The 13,090-nt window shown below is 44.5% G+C and carries 10 protein-coding genes and 1 pseudogene; 3 read left to right on the top strand and 8 right to left on the bottom strand.

Going from position 1 to position 13,090, the window contains the following annotated elements:
• Positions 1 to 7: 7 nt before the first annotated feature.
• Positions 8 to 1,522: an ATP-binding protein gene (locus tag HMPREF3119_RS17535; RefSeq protein ID WP_168162296.1), complete on the top strand. Its 1,515-nt coding sequence runs from the start codon at positions 8 to 10 to the stop codon at positions 1,520 to 1,522.
• 6 nt (positions 1,523 to 1,528) lie between these two features.
• Positions 1,529 to 3,706 carry a Z1 domain-containing protein gene (locus HMPREF3119_RS17530; RefSeq protein WP_070580451.1) on the top strand — a complete coding sequence of 726 codons (2,178 nt, stop codon included), beginning with the start codon at positions 1,529 to 1,531 and terminating at the stop codon, positions 3,704 to 3,706.
• A 141-nt stretch (positions 3,707 to 3,847) separates the two neighbouring features.
• Here the strand turns inward: HMPREF3119_RS17530 and HMPREF3119_RS17525 are convergent.
• The 8 genes and pseudogenes from HMPREF3119_RS17525 to HMPREF3119_RS17485 form a co-directional block, all read right to left on the bottom strand.
• Positions 3,848 to 4,297 (bottom strand): annotated as a pseudogene (locus HMPREF3119_RS17525) (phosphorothioated DNA-binding restriction endonuclease); the annotation flags it as partial.
• Between the two features lie 561 nt (positions 4,298 to 4,858).
• Positions 4,859 to 7,723, bottom strand: coding sequence for an autotransporter outer membrane beta-barrel domain-containing protein (locus HMPREF3119_RS17515; protein WP_070580447.1), 2,865 nt, complete (start codon positions 7,721 to 7,723; stop codon positions 4,859 to 4,861).
• Between the two features lie 153 nt (positions 7,724 to 7,876).
• Entirely contained in the window at positions 7,877 to 8,146 is a 270-nt protein-coding gene (locus HMPREF3119_RS17510; protein WP_004234664.1) for a helix-turn-helix domain-containing protein, read from the bottom strand.
• A gap of 919 nt (positions 8,147 to 9,065) precedes the next feature.
• Positions 9,066 to 9,374: a YdgH/BhsA/McbA family protein gene (locus HMPREF3119_RS17505; RefSeq protein ID WP_070580444.1), complete on the bottom strand. Its 309-nt coding sequence runs from the start codon at positions 9,372 to 9,374 to the stop codon at positions 9,066 to 9,068.
• A gap of 138 nt (positions 9,375 to 9,512) precedes the next feature.
• Positions 9,513 to 10,115 (bottom strand): glutathione S-transferase family protein, encoded by a 603-nt coding sequence (locus HMPREF3119_RS17500; RefSeq protein ID WP_070580442.1) that lies wholly within the window; start codon positions 10,113 to 10,115, stop codon positions 9,513 to 9,515.
• 50 nt (positions 10,116 to 10,165) lie between these two features.
• Entirely contained in the window at positions 10,166 to 10,864 is a 699-nt protein-coding gene (locus HMPREF3119_RS17495) for a helix-turn-helix transcriptional regulator (protein ID WP_070580439.1), read from the bottom strand.
• Positions 10,865 to 10,870: 6 nt separating this feature from the next.
• A complete protein-coding gene (locus HMPREF3119_RS17490) occupies positions 10,871 to 11,341 on the bottom strand; it encodes a very short patch repair endonuclease (RefSeq protein ID WP_070580437.1) in 471 nt (156 codons plus the stop codon).
• A gap of 81 nt (positions 11,342 to 11,422) precedes the next feature.
• Positions 11,423 to 12,550, bottom strand: coding sequence for a DNA cytosine methyltransferase (locus tag HMPREF3119_RS17485; RefSeq protein WP_228006246.1), 1,128 nt, complete (start codon positions 12,548 to 12,550; stop codon positions 11,423 to 11,425).
• 183 nt (positions 12,551 to 12,733) lie between these two features.
• On the opposite strand from HMPREF3119_RS17485, the gene HMPREF3119_RS17480 reads away from it, so the two are divergent.
• Complete coding sequence (locus HMPREF3119_RS17480) at positions 12,734 to 13,075, top strand: DUF5713 family protein (protein WP_015422291.1); 342 nt, start codon at positions 12,734 to 12,736, stop codon at positions 13,073 to 13,075.
• The last annotated feature ends 15 nt before the right edge of the window (positions 13,076 to 13,090 follow it).

The following is a 13,090-nucleotide window of genomic DNA, read 5'->3' as shown; positions in this document are numbered from 1 at the left end:
GATAATTGTGGTGCTTTCAAAGGTTGATATTCGTCCAGGAGTAAGTATATTAGCCGTTTTGCGGCACCTTAATTATAAACCTTGGTTTGCTTTGGGGGAATTTGTAGACAATGCCTTGCAGAGCTTCTTAGCAAACTCGGCAACGAGTTCTTTAAAAAAAGTAACTATAGAAATAAATATAGACTCAACTGAACCTGCCCGAATATCAATTAAAGATGACGCTTTTGGGATTCCTTTAGCGGACTTTCCAAGAGCTTTCAAACCGGCATCAATCCCTCCGGATAATACTGGTCTATCCGAATTTGGTATGGGTATGAAAAGTGCAGCGTGTTGGTTTTCTCCTAAATGGGAGGTTCGAACATCTGTGATTGGTGAACCAATAATAAGAACAGTGTACTTTGATATTGAAAATATGATTGCGGATGAGTCACATGAAATATCAATAAAAGAAAATAAAGGTGGTGAAGAACAACATTTTACGGAGGTTATTTTAAATAATGTTTTTCATGTTCCAGTTAAACGAACTATCCATAAAATAAAAATACATTTAGCTAGCATCTATAGGTGCTATATTAGAAAGGGACTTTTAACACTGAAGGTTAATGGAGAGGTATTAAGTTATCAAGAACCAGAAATACTTAGATCCCCCTATTTTAAGGATAAAGATGGAGAGCCTATTATCTGGCGAAAAGATATTGAATTTAAATTTGGTGATAATATTTCTGTAAATGGTTTTGCTGCTATACGTGCTGTGGGTAATACTAGTGAGGCCGGATTCTCACTTTTCAGACGAGATAGGGTTATTCAAGGAAGCGCTGATGAAACCTATCGTCCCACATATGTTTTTGGTAATTCGAATAGTTATAAGTATCAGCGTGTGTTTGGTGAGTTATATATTAATGGGATTGAAGTTAGCCATACAAAAGACGGTTTTAGATGGGGAGAGTTAGAGCAAATATTTCTAAAATTGTTACGCGATAATTTAGATAGCGATGATATGCCTTTATTACGTCAGGCGGAAGGCCATAGGGTTAGAGTAAATGATAATAGGCTAATCTCACTTGTTGGACATGCGGTTGATAGCTCAGTGGATGAACTGAGGAATCATTTGCCGTTGATAATCCCTAGTATACTTGACTCTGTACTAATTGATACTCCTGTCGAACATACTGAATACCAGTCTCAGTTAATGAAACGAACTTTTGATATTTCGTTTCGTGATCAAAATTGGTCTGTATGTATTGAAATATCGAACGATGTTTCTAATAGTGAGTGGTTAGCATTGAGTGATACAGGGAGGATAGGCGATATATGTAGACGGTTACATATTCAGATGTCGATGTCTCATCCTCTAATGATTCAGTTCGCTCAAAAAGATGGAGATGTTTCTGAAATTATGTTTCGCGTGGGGGCTGCCCTTGCTATAGCTGAAGTATTGGCTAGGGACTCTGGTGTCAGTAAAGCCGGAACAGTCAGGCGAAACATGAATGATATCTTACGAGATGTATTTTCGAATAGGTAAATATAAATGAGCTTAGAAACTAGAAATGATTTCATTAATAACGGAATGAATTGGTCTCCTGAAAAGGGTAAAGAAACTGAAGCCTTTTTAGAACAGAGTGGTATGCCGGATGGCGCTAAAGAAAAATTACTAGAAGATGCTATTTCAATATTATCCCGTGGAGTTTCTCCTGAAATAGAAAATGGACAAGAAATTGGTCTTGTTGTTGGCTATGTGCAAAGTGGTAAGACCATGTCCTTTGAGACTGTTGCGGCGCTTGCAAGGGATAATGGTTTTCATATAGTAATTGTTGTTGCAGGGACATCAATCCCTCTACTTGAACAATCCACGAGTCGATTAAAAAAAGATTTGGGGCTAAATGATTCAAGACGAGGCCGGAGATGGGTACAACTAGAAAATCCGTCCTCTTATGATACTGCTGGGCAGGTCATCCATAGTACGTTATCCATATCAAAAGATTCGTCTACTGAGGATATATATAAACAAACAATTCTTATTACCGTCCTTAAAAACCATAAAAGAATAAATAAACTAGCTGAAATACTTGAAGCTTTAGATTTGAATGGAACATCTGTTCTTATTATTGATGATGAAGCGGATCAGGTTAGTCTAAATACTGGAGTTTCTCAGGGAGAAGAGAGTGCAACATATGGTTGCTTAATGAGACTAAGAAAAGCTTTACCGAATCACACCTATTTACAATATACAGCTACTCCGCAAGCACCTCTTCTTATAAGTATTATAGATTCCTTATCACCTAATTTTGTAAAAGTATTAGAACCAGGCGATGCTTATGTTGGTGGTCGTGATTTTTTTGGGGCGAATTCTGAATATATCAATATTATTCCACCAAGTGAAGTTCCGACAAAAGATAATCCTTTAAGCCATCCACCTTCATCATTGCTAGATGCCCTACGTATATTCATGATTGGAGTAACTGTAGGCATTAGCGAGTCCGGGAATGCCGGTAATCGCTCAATGCTTGTGCATCCTTCTCATTTGACTTCTCAGCATAAAGAGTATTATGGCTGGGTTAGAAGTACATTTGATGAATGGCACAGGTGTTTGGCGCTATGTGATGATGATCCGGATAAGATAGATCTCCTAAACGAATTTAGAGAGTCGTACAATCAGTTAAATACAACAGTAGCACTACCATCATTTGATAAAATTATAAATTCTTTTAGCATTGCATTTAAAAGTACTCAGATAGTTGAAGTTAATGCAAGAACTAATAAAACACCGGCGATCGACTGGCAACATAAATATGGATGGATTTTGGTTGGTGGAATTGCGGTTGACCGAGGATTTACTGTTGAAGGATTGACTATAACATATATGCCTAGAGGTATTGGTGTCGGTAATGCTGATACTATACAGCAGCGAGCAAGGTTCTTTGGATATAAAAAAAGCTATTTGGGTTTCTGTAGGGTTTATTTAGAGCAAAGTACACTTGATGCCTTTAGAAATTATGTCATGCATGAAGAAGATATAAGGAGGCAACTTAAGGAAATTGAAGTAAGTAATAAGTTATTAAATTCTTGGAAGCGAGCATTCTTATTAGATCTTGATTTGAAGCCCTGTAGGGATAGTGTTATTGAATTTGATTACATGCATACTAAATTTTCTGATAAATGGATTTTTCCAAAAATAACACATCCTTCAGAATCTGTAGTTATTGAAAACCAAAATACAGTATCAGAATTTTTGAACCGTCTATCTATGCGTTGTGATGAGGGACATGTAGACCGTACAGAAAATCAGAAACATTATATTTGTGATAACGTTCTTTTAAGCGATTTGTTCGAAAATTTACTTGTAAAAATAAGGGTTGCTGGAAATTATGACTCTCATAATAATACAGCTTTATTATTGCATTTAGCAAAGGCAATTGAAAGAGACTCAACAGAGAGTTGCGTTATTTATAGAATGAGCCCAAATGAGAAAAGAGTTAGGGATGTAGGTTCTTATTTATTTCAAGGTGCTTATCCTACAACAAAATCTAGACGCGGGGAAATATACCCAGGTGATTCTTCAATTAAAGATAATAACCGAGTGAGTGTTCAAATACATTTTATTAATTTAAAGTGTGATGGTAAAGTAATTATTAATAATGTTCCTGTGGTTGCGGTGTGGATACCGAGACGATTGGCTTGTTCAATTATAGTGCAACATCAAAGTTAAATGCTATCCTGCTAGGGTAGAGAGTGTTCTCTACCCTTTATATATATCACTAAGGCTAATGTGCTTGTTGAATATAAGAATAACTTCTGATTGTAGTTATGAATTAATCTTTCTGAGGGAAGGGCTTTTAAGTCATATTTTCTTTGAGTGTAAGTATCCCGGAAAACGGTTTGTCAGAATTTGCTGAGCCAGCTTATCAATTAATTCCGGGTGTTCGCGTAATTGCCGGTAAGCAGTTTCATCAAAGCCGCCTGATACGTGATTATCAATCAACTCTTTCTTTGTCGGCTGCGTGTTACCCCTGCGGTGTTTACAACCTTCCGCATCGGTGATTTCCCAGAAACCATCACTCCTGAGCCGCCAGAAAGGCATATTAGGGTAATCGGTGCGTCGCTTGGGTCCAAACTCTCTCAGCAGGCGGGTCAGTGGTTCGTGGATTTCCCGGCCATAATTGAACAGACGCGGATGCCCCGCCTTATATTGCGAAAGCACATACAGCAACAGCAATGGCTTATGGGGTGCGCATACGTCACCCTGGCGCCACACTGAAATGCTGGCGATGGCGGATTGCAGTGTTTCGGGAGATATCATAATAAGAATGAACCGGGTAACATATTTATATAACTGCGATCATGCTCGTAAAACCGGTGAATTTCAATGGAGGGTGTCACGTTAACAGGAGGAAAAGACTGATGTTTTCGTCTGGTTATACTCATATTCACACAAACATCAGACTCACCGAAAGTATAAGCGCCACATAAGCCGCCAGAAAAATATAGGGTGTGATTAACAGGAGTGATAACAGAAACAATATAATACGTAAAAGCCGGTCAGATGAGATGGATGAAAGCCAGAGGATGAACAGGGAGGCGATAAAAATCACTGTGATATCAATGTATTTATAGACAGAAAAAATAGTATCGACCAATATCATTTCTCCCTGATGATTATTATCCCGTTGTCATCCTTAACATACTCAAAAATTGAAAATTTTCAATGTTTTCAGCGCGTTTGCTGTTACAAAAATTATAACAATTTCAATAGAATATTGATTATATTTACCGCATTGATATCTGCTGTAAACCAGACCTCCCTGAAAACAAAAAAAGACGAAGATCCCTCTTCGTCTTTTTACTTACAGCATCTCACAGATTAAAAGCTGAAACGGTATCCGCCGTTAATCTGGTACTGATCAAACCGGTTGCCGGTTGAGCTGTCTGCTTCTGCATACAGGGTATGTTTTTTGCTGATATTGGCGCTGATGCCCAGTCCGTTGTTCCACCAGTTTCCTTTGAAGCTGTGTGCTTCGCGGGAGCCGTTCAGTTTATAGTCCGTGTTGCCCTGAAACTCTCTGATAAAACCGGTTTTCAGGTAAACGTTGATCTGGCTGTCACCGGTGGTGGTTTCATAACCGATCAGTGTACCGGCGCGTCCGATGGTGGAATCATAGCTGCCGAGGTCGATTTTCAGGCCGTTGCTGGCGTGAATACCGGTTGAGTCCTGATGGCTGTAGGTCAGCTGTGCCTGCGGTTCGATATAGAATCCATTACCGGTCTGGTTCAGGCTGAACTTCCGGCCTGCTTCTGCTGACAAACTGACACCCGTTGAGCTGCCGTCGCCGCTGACATTATTGTTCTGGCTGTCCGATACGCTGAATTTATTTTTCAGCCGGGAGACCTTGGCAATACCGTCAACATAGAAACCGTTATCCGCCATATAGGTGGTGTAAAGTCCCAGATGGTATGAGCGGACAGTGCCGTCCCCGCCGCGATAGTCCGGTGAGCCCTGCGTTAAGCCCGCAAAGGTACCGATATACAGCGGTGTGTCCGGTGAGATACGTTTATCAAAGCCCAGCTGTGTACCGCCGTAGGTCATGTCAAACCCGCTCATTTTGCCGCCGGCAAAGGAGTTGAATTTACCGCCGAAGCCTCTCAGCCATGCATTATTATCCCCGCCGTTCTGACGCAGATCACCCATGCGCTGCATCAGTGTCTGGGTCTCTGCGTAGTTAATCAGATAACCCACGTTCAGGAAATTACCGCCTGCATCCGCCGTGGTGGTGATCGGTGGTTTTGGTTTTTCCGGTTCCGGCTCTGGTTCCGGATCAGGATCCGGGACTACCGGCGGCGGAACGTAGGCACCTGATGAGTACAGTTCCCAGTTATTACCGTTCTTGCGCACATCATACAGATAACCGCCTAACTCGACTTCAGACGTTGAAGTAAAGCTGGCTGCGCCGTCTGCGGTTTCCACGACGGTCAGAATTTCATTCCCGGTTGTGGCCAGGCTGCCGCGGTTTAATACGGTTAATGAATGATCACCAGAGCTGGTACCGGTTACCACCAGTTTGTCACCGGCGTTGTTGACACCATCACCGTCACCGACAATATCAGTCCGCAGCGTGAATGCACCGTTGCCGCTGAGGTTGGCGACACTCAGTGTTGAGTAACCGGTATCGGATAATCTGTGCGATAAATCGACGGTGGTATTATTCAGTATCAGATTATCCAGGTTGGAATCATCTGTGACATTCCAGCGGCTGTTGTCCATGGTGACATTCAGCAGGCCGCCGTTGACGTTATCGCTGTAAGCGTTCCCGGTCCATTGTGAGCCGGAAGCCATATCCACATTGATCAGGCCGCCCCGTGACTGAATACCGCCGTTGATCAGCATTTTGCCCGTTGCATTAATCCGGCTGGCGGCATAGCCGTCATTGTGCTGGGTGGCAATGGCTATCTGATCTGCGGTTGCCATATTAATGGTCAGGTCGCCGGTCAGATCAATCTGGCTGTTGGTCATGGCATAGACACCACGCGTGCCTGCGGCACCTGTGACCGAGATATTATCACCGGTCATGACACCGCCGCCCAGCGCCCACAGTCCCAGACCCAGGCTGCCGTTGCGGTCAATCGTAATATCGGTGTTTGACAGGTTGATTTTAGCACCGGAAAACTGTGCTGACGCACCGTAAGAGCCTCCGGAGAAAATGGTATTACGGTTATCCGCCGTACCGGTAAAGTTGATGGTCGTACCTGAGCCGTTGGTGACCAGACCACCGCCCTGTTCAGAATACATATGGCTGCCGGCACCGATATTGGCGGTTCCGCCGCGAACTTCCAGCGCGTTGGCATTGCTTCCGCGGGCGATAATTGTCAGGGCATCTGCTTTGATGTCACCAAAGCTCCAGATACCGTGGGCGTTATCGCCGTTGGTCATAATTTTGCTGTCAGTACCCAGATCAACAATCGAGTTTCTCTGGATATTCATGCCGTATGCACTGGATCCCTGTGCATCGATAGTCAGGTTAGTGGCAGTAAAATAGGAAGGGCCATTGGATGCGGTGCCGTTCAGGCCGTCGATACGGATACCATAGCTTCCGGTACCGTTGGTTTTAATCGTACTGCCGCTGCCCAGATTGACGTTACTGCCGTAGTCTGCGATAGACAAGCCAATGCCGCTGTTACCTTTGGTTTCAATAGAAAGACGGTCAGCGGTCAGGGTGGAGGCGTTGCTGACCACAACACCGCTTGCCATGCCGTTACCGGTTCCTTCCACTTTCACACTGCTGCCGGTTCCCAGATTGGCCTGTACTTTTTTACCGGACAGGTCAACACCGATAGCACTTTTACCGGTTACGTTCACGGATAAGGCATTGGCGTTTAATACACTGTTATTTCCCTGAATAACCACGCCTTTGGCGTATTTGTCCGTGTCTGTCACATTCACAGTCACGTTATTGCCGAGATTGATGGTTCCGGCACCATTGTTATAGGAGTTCAGGACACCATAGCGGTTTCCGGATGCATCCCCGGTGTCACCGGTGATCCGGTCACCATCATTAACGGTAATATTGGTGCCGCTCTGGCTGCCGATATCCGCAGCCTGCGCAGTCTGTAAACAGACCGCAGTACTCAGGCTGAGAAGCCCGGCTGCCGCTAACCAGCCCCGCAGTGAGAGGGCGGTATAGCCAGAATTAGGGGATCGCTGATATCCCCTGATAAACAGGTTAATATTCATAACATTCCTTTTCATAATTTTTATTTTCCAAAAACACATAAAAATTATGTAAATAAGATATTTTTATTATCATTATTATTGATGTAAGGCAGGAAACAGAATGTATCTTCCTGATGCATAACAACAATAATTAACGGACTAATTGGCTGGTATTTACCAGTTCCCGGTGGTGTATTTGCTGAAAAAGTCATGCTTCGTATCAGAGATACGGGTAAAAAATTCAGCGGGTGTTATATTAAATACAGCAAGTATATTAATGAGTGTTGATACCGATATTTCACTCGTGGCATTTTCATAGCGGGAAATCTGTTGCTGACTGATTCCCAGTTCTGCGCCAAGATCAACGCCGCTCATTCTTTTTTCTTTACGTAACTTTCGGATCAGCGCGCCTACATCATGCAGTAATATCTGATTATTTTTCATAATAGATTCCACTCCCCGGGCCGTAACAGGATTCAGGTGTGATGTGTTTACTTATATGACAGCGGTGCTGATTAAGCAGGGAGAAATATTAATTAACGCGAAAACAAAAATCGTAATATCCTGTAATAAATTATTACAAATCCGGATGTAATAATATTAATTGCAGTTACCCGTCTGCTGCGTATAAATAATTACCATCTGGTAATGAAATATACAAGACATGTGAAAACATAAAAAATTGTTATTAACGATCGATATTTCACTTATGATAGGCAAAAACTATCATCAATTGATTATTGATCGGTTTTAGCGATCTTTTACATATTGGCTGAGTAAGTAAAAATCCTTGTATTGCGTTTATTGTTTTCTATTTTTTGTATCTTATTCAATTCGTTATATTGTACCCCGTCATTTTGACTGAAATGAAAAGAAGGGAAAATCATGGTTCGAGTTTTCCGGATCGCGCTCGTAAAAGTGTGATACTTTTCACACAAATACTTACACTTTTCTTTTCAGATTTGGCGGATCATTTGTCTGATGTTTACCGTATGACGTGTTTTTCCCGGCGTTATTGGCTTTTTATATAGCAATCAGCAACATTCCTTACTGTGGCGGAGCGGAATCCGGTTTCTTATGCTTTTCAGGGCCTGAAATCCGTATTTATCGCTGTGTTTTTTCCCCGGGGGAATATTGTTTTTACCGGCAGATTAATAACAATAAAATGTGGGTTTTATTGTATTTTGGGAGTGGTTTAAAATGCGTGTTTTTGAAGGGGATAATGAAGTGGTAATGTGATGGCAGTAAGTATTACAATGCATCTGTTTAACGGTTTTTTATCTTTACTGCTATTTTTATTTATTTAACGGGGATGTAACACATCTGTCGTGGTTACACCCGGAAAGGATATTTACCGGTATATTTATTTTTCTGTCAGCCAGCGGTTACGGGTATTCTCCGTTTGTGGTAACGTATTATTCTGATTTTGTTTTTCGTCAGGTGAAATATTGCGTGTATTTTCCGGTGATGGTGTCAGTGTGGCTGTAACATAAGTGACCCAGCCGACTCTGGCACTGGTTATCTGATATCCGGTACCGGCTTTTTCTGCCTGACGGGCTATTTTGGCTTCTGCGTCAGATAATGTATCCCCCCAGGCGGTAACCGTTTGTGCAAAACCGGAAGCTGAAATAAAAAGCAGAACCGGGAATGCGATTATTTTCAGGGTGTTCATTATCATTATTTCCTCTGCCTGGTGAGTTACCGTAAAGATATTAATGAGGAAACTGTACTGCGGATAAACGGTAAAAGAAAGTGCAGAAATGGCGGATGCTGTATTTTCGCATCCGCCTTATGGCAGGGAGGATTGCTGTTATTTTCCGGAGAAGGCAGCGGCAAATGCCGGGTTTAACGTCAGGCTGTCTAAATACGCTTTCATGACCGGAGAGATGGTAATTAAGTCATGCTTGGCCAGGAACATCAGGAAATAGCCGGTATACACATCAACGGCAGTCATAGTGTTGCCGCATAAATACGGTGCCGCATCAGCCAGTCCGGTTTCCAGGCAGGCCATCACGCGGTCAAAGGAGCCGAACCCTGACATTTTCTGTTCTTCTTCTGTCAGTATCTGGCCCATCTCTTTGGCGGTGAAGGCCGCTTCAACCGGACCGGCGGTGAACAGGAACCAGCGGTAATAGGTGCCGCGTTCCGGAGCATCAATCGCCGGTGCAAAGCCTTTTTCAATAAATTTATCGGCAAGATACATGCAGATAGCGGCTGTTTCCGTAATAACACGGTCGCCGTCGGTTAATGCCGGTACTTTACCCATCGGGTTGATAGCCAGATATTCCGGGGTATGCATATCGGCACCATAATCGAGTTCCACGCGCTGATACGGCACATCCAGAATTTTCAGAAATAAATCGACGGTATTCCCGCGTGACATTGCATTGGTATAAAGTGTCAGTCCGCTCATGATGCTCTCCTGTTTAGTGTGTTGAGGCATCATCATAGGTGAGGGGAGTGTCAGAATCTGTCAGGAGGGATGCAGAGGACTTCTTTGCGCCAGCGGTCGAGCAGGTATTTTTTCGGGTACGGCAGTTTGTCGGTTAATACTTCACAGGATTGAATTCTGTCGAGCCGGAAATGCCGGTAGCTCTGACGTAATTCACACCAGGCGGCCAGCACCTGCACCTCTTTCATATAACCGATGGCAATCGGCCAGATAATCCTGTTGCTGGTCTGTGCCTCTTTATCCTGATAACACAGTTTGATTTTCAGCTCTTCCCGCAGACTGCGGCGCAATTCCCCGGCAATGATATTATCGACCTGTGTCAGCTGTGAGGCGGGCACAAATAATGTGCTGTCACTGAATACAGCGCGGGATCCATGTTCCACCACAGCGTTGATTTTATTTGCCGCGCGGGCAGCGGAGGCTTTCAGCTCATCATCCGCATTACTCTGTACCCAGCGTAACCCGAGAATTAAGGCTTCCAGTTCATTGACATCAAATATCATCGGCGGCAGCAGTAATCCGGATTTCATCTGATAACCGAGACCGGCTTCACCGGTAATTTCAGCACCCTGGCAGCGCAGGGTTTCAATATCCCGGTAAACGGAACGCACACTGATTTGTAATTGCGAGGCGAGGGAATCCGCCGTGACCGGATAACGGTTCTCTTTCAGGATCTGTAATAAGGTGAGTAAGCGCTGGGTGCGTGTCATAAGGTATCAGCCTGGCGTGATAGTTAATCCGGAGTCCGTAATACTGCCTGAAACAGCACTGCTTATCAGCCAGGTTTTTATTAATGTCAGCAGCATCGGGTCAGATAATTTTGTTTTCCCGGTCAGGGCACATTCCCAGATGATTAATGTGCGTAACCCCATGCGGTGCAGTTCTGCGATATATTTTTTATCGCGGATTTTATTCTCTGATAATTTTTTTTGCCAGAATGCGGTCCGTGTGGCGGGAAGCCGGAATTTCTCACAATCGTGCATGTGCCAGAAACAGCCGTGAATAAAGATAGCGGTCCGCCATTTTGCCATCCATATATCGGGTTTGCCGGGTAAATCTGCCGGATATAACCGGAAACGGAAGCCGTTATGATGCAACAGCTTTCTGACATGATGCTCCGGTCTGGTATCCCGGTTGCGGATGGCGCGCATATTCCGGGAGCGGGTTTCTTTGTCATGTACATCCATCGGATTTTCAGCCGCTGATTTCAGGAATAAACCCAGATTACCCTATTTCGCCGGGAAAATATGTGCCGCGCCGCCGGAAGATTATTTTACCGGCGGTATTGCACCGGCCCGGACTAATGCCGCCGTGAGTTGTTCAGCTATGGCTTCGACAACAGTCATACAGACAGAATTGCCGAACTGTTTATAAATCTGCCCCTGGGAAACGGCATCGGTAATATAATTTTCCGGAAATCCCTGGAGGTTCGCACATTCACGCGGGGTGAGTTTGCGCGGGTTTCTACCGTCCCGGGACTGGTCAATCAGGATCTCAGAACCGTCTTTATAATAGCGGGCACTCAGGGTATTGGTATATTCACTGTTTTTATTAAACAGACAATATCCGAAGCCGTTACCTCTGGCTTTATGTTCTCTTTTGCGTTTCTGATGGCCGGCCCATAATTTATCGGAGATGGTAAAACGATCTTTTTTATAGCGCACCGCATCTTCCGCCAGCGCTTTTTTGCTCTGGAGAATATCACCGAGACAGGTAGGCTGATGAGTCGGTTCCGGCCAGGAAAATAAGGTGTCAAAATCCGCATCCGGAAACTGGTCGCGATCAAAACCGATAATAAAAATACGCTCGCGGTTCTGCGGAATACCAAAATCGGCGGCACGCAGCACGCGGAAATCAACCCAATAGTTCAGTTTTTGCGACAACGCGCTGCGGGTCTCTTCACTCAGCGGAATATTATCCGGCACAGTCTGTTCATACTGTCCGCGCAGAATATCGAGGATAGTCTGTAATGTCCGGCCGCCGTCGTGGCCACGCAGCTGTTTGACGTTCTCCAGCAGAAACGCCTTCGGCCGTTTCTCTGTCATGATGCGCTGGACTTCAAAGAACATGGTACCGCGGGTGTCGTTAAACCCCTGACGCGCACCCGCCTGTGAAAATGCCTGGCACGGAAAACCGCCGAGAAGAATATCGTGATCCGGAATATCTTTTGCCGCGATCCTGGTGATGTCGCCGTCAGGCATCTCACCGAAATTGGCAAAATAGGTGCGCTGGGCGAATTTATCCCACTCAGAGGTAAACACACAACGACCGCCCTGTTGCTGAAAGGGCAGGCGGATCCCGCCGATGCCGGCAAAAAGATCGATAAAAGTGAATCTGCAATTATCCTCGGGTGACTGCCGGAAAGGGGCGTCCTCTGGGTGTTTTTTCAAAATCATCTCCGGTTCGGGAAACAGCCGCCGGGCAGTGCGCCGGTTTTATCCCGGCACTATATCACTGCCCGGGGCTCCGGGAAACAGGAAGGCCGGAAAAACAGGTATGTCCGGCGGGCGCGGAAACTGGTATATGTTGTCTCTCTGTATTAATTTGTTCTTAGCGTAACTATTTCAGGGGGAATGAAAATGCCTGTAACCAATCCGGATGTTCTGAAGCTCCGTTTATTAGGCGATATGTATGATGACAGCTATTTCCCGGACCATCTGGTGAAGCAGGGAGAGGAGATTCTTCTGCGTCTGTGTGAGGTGCTGGAAAACAATCCGCCGGACGACCTGGCGGCGCTGTATGTGCTGACACAGCAGGCGACAGAGGAATTTAATGATTTGCAGGATGCGTTTGATGAAGCAGGCAGTGAGATTGAAACCGTTGCCCGGGATTCTATCGGCGAATCCTTTTACCTGATTGCCCGTGCATACGGCTTTGAGGATGCGGACCCGGAGGAGCTTATCGCAACGCGGGACTGGTAATTCAATAACAATAAT

The organism is Morganella sp. HMSC11D09 (assembly GCF_001807955.1).
GTDB lineage: Bacteria > Pseudomonadota > Gammaproteobacteria > Enterobacterales > Enterobacteriaceae > Morganella > Morganella morganii.
Note: the sequence above shows the minus strand (reverse complement) of the source record. Positions and strands in the feature narration are given on the sequence as shown.

Bases quoted from the DNA above. Each gene is read 5' to 3' on its own strand.
- HMPREF3119_RS17490 (WP_070580437.1), bottom strand. From the start codon at position 11,341: ATGGATGTACATGACAAAGAAACCCGCTCCCGGAATATGCGCGCCATC.
- HMPREF3119_RS17515 (WP_070580447.1), bottom strand. From the start codon at position 7,723: ATGAATATTAACCTGTTTATCAGGGGATATCAGCGATCCCCTAATTCT.
- HMPREF3119_RS17530 (WP_070580451.1), top strand. From the start codon at position 1,529: ATGAGCTTAGAAACTAGAAATGATTTCATTAATAACGGAATGAATTGG.
- HMPREF3119_RS17510 (WP_004234664.1), bottom strand. From the start codon at position 8,146: ATGAAAAATAATCAGATATTACTGCATGATGTAGGCGCGCTGATCCGA.
- HMPREF3119_RS17495 (WP_070580439.1), bottom strand. From the start codon at position 10,864: ATGACACGCACCCAGCGCTTACTCACCTTATTACAGATCCTGAAAGAG.
- HMPREF3119_RS17480 (WP_015422291.1), top strand. From the start codon at position 12,734: ATGCCTGTAACCAATCCGGATGTTCTGAAGCTCCGTTTATTAGGCGAT.
- HMPREF3119_RS17485 (WP_228006246.1), bottom strand. From the start codon at position 12,550: ATGATTTTGAAAAAACACCCAGAGGACGCCCCTTTCCGGCAGTCACCC.
- HMPREF3119_RS17505 (WP_070580444.1), bottom strand. From the start codon at position 9,374: ATGAACACCCTGAAAATAATCGCATTCCCGGTTCTGCTTTTTATTTCA.
- HMPREF3119_RS17500 (WP_070580442.1), bottom strand. From the start codon at position 10,115: ATGAGCGGACTGACACTTTATACCAATGCAATGTCACGCGGGAATACC.